1 protein-coding gene is annotated in these 1,380 nt (G+C 57.5%); it reads right to left on the reverse strand.

Translation table 11 applies throughout. The features are described from left to right. Positions 1–969, reverse strand: a 969-nt coding sequence (locus ABC977_RS18115) for a diiron oxygenase (protein WP_369668671.1), incomplete at its 3' end; no start/stop codon positions are given. Positions 970–1,380: the final 411 nt, after the last annotated feature.

The raw sequence follows: 1,380 nt of genomic DNA on the forward strand, positions 1-1,380 counted from the left end.
AAGCAAGCCTTCCGCGATGAAGGACTCACGACCTTCCGGGGTGTCCAGCAAGCCAGTTTCTTCGGAAAGTGCGATCAGCTCTGAGAAATCGACACGGAACAGGGCCACTTCGGCTTGCGCCCGGATATCACCGATCACCTCTTTGGTGTGCGCATAGCCGAGCTGTTGCAGGATGGTTTCCCAAACGTTCAGCTCTTGACTGGCGAACCACCGCATCGGACGCGGCAGCATCTGCGCGAAGAACGCCAGCTCACGCGGCGTCAGGTGCTGGACGATTTCCTTGGTCAGGTGACGGAAGATCCCGCTGTGCGCCAATTCGTCCTTACGGTGCGCATCGGTGGTGATTTGGTTGATCGGCTGCACACCCTCGGCGTCGGACAGCAGGCTCAGATAATCGCTGATAAACACCTCGGACACGATGCAGGCGACCAAACGAACGATCTTCTTTTGCCAGTTCTCGGGATACTTCGCCACCTCGAGCTCGATATTGTTGACCAAGTCGAAGCTGGGCAAACGCAGGTCCGACAAACCACGCTGTGCCCGAGTGATACGGCAGGTATTGAGCACCATCAACACATGGTAGGCCTCATCCACCAGCGTTTCGGCGGCCAACCATCGGATGGTTTCGTCACGCGTACCCGGCACGGTACCGTAGATGATCTCATTGCAAATCGGCGAGATGATTTTCGATTCAATATCGATGGTTTTCTCGTTATAGGCAATCCAGCCGGATGACAAAATCTTGGTGCGCATGTCGTCATCGAGCTCGCCGTAACGCGGATGCTGGTGAAACGGGATCAGCCGATCCAGAAAGTCGTCGTACTCAGTGCTGTACATCATGTCGACTTCGAACTCTTCGTTTTTCACCTGCGCACGGTCTTTCCACATCTCGCCCATCTTGGCAAGAGCGGCGATACAATCATTGCCGGAGGCCACGGGTGCATCGGAATCAAGGATTGCAGTGTGCATGGGTCACTCCACTAGTGTTGAAGAATCACGAGCGTTGCGCGCTTAGGCATGCTGAAACAGCCCCGAAAGACACATCCAGGACGGCATGCTTTATTTTCGGATGGTCCGCTCCATGTCGGCGACCTCTCCCTCGTCGCGCGTATTCGCCTTGAACTCGGTCTCGACGGCTCGACCCTTGGTCAGGATCTCGTCGACGAACCCGGCACCGACACTGTCGCGCGAGAACCCCGTGCAGGAGACGCCGCGCTAGAGTTCGCGCACCCGCTTCGTCTCTCAATCGCCCATTGGTCGCTCCTTGCATGGGTCTGTCAACTCCGGGGGCGTGAAGGAGGCCCGCCGCGCCGCGCACCTGTGCGACATTCTCAAGTAGGAGATACCCGCACCGGCGGATCCATCCGGTTTCCCGGACAT

Source organism: Thioalkalicoccus limnaeus, from assembly GCF_041197575.1.
In the GTDB taxonomy this organism is placed as follows: Bacteria; Pseudomonadota; Gammaproteobacteria; order Chromatiales; family Chromatiaceae; genus Thioalkalicoccus; species Thioalkalicoccus limnaeus.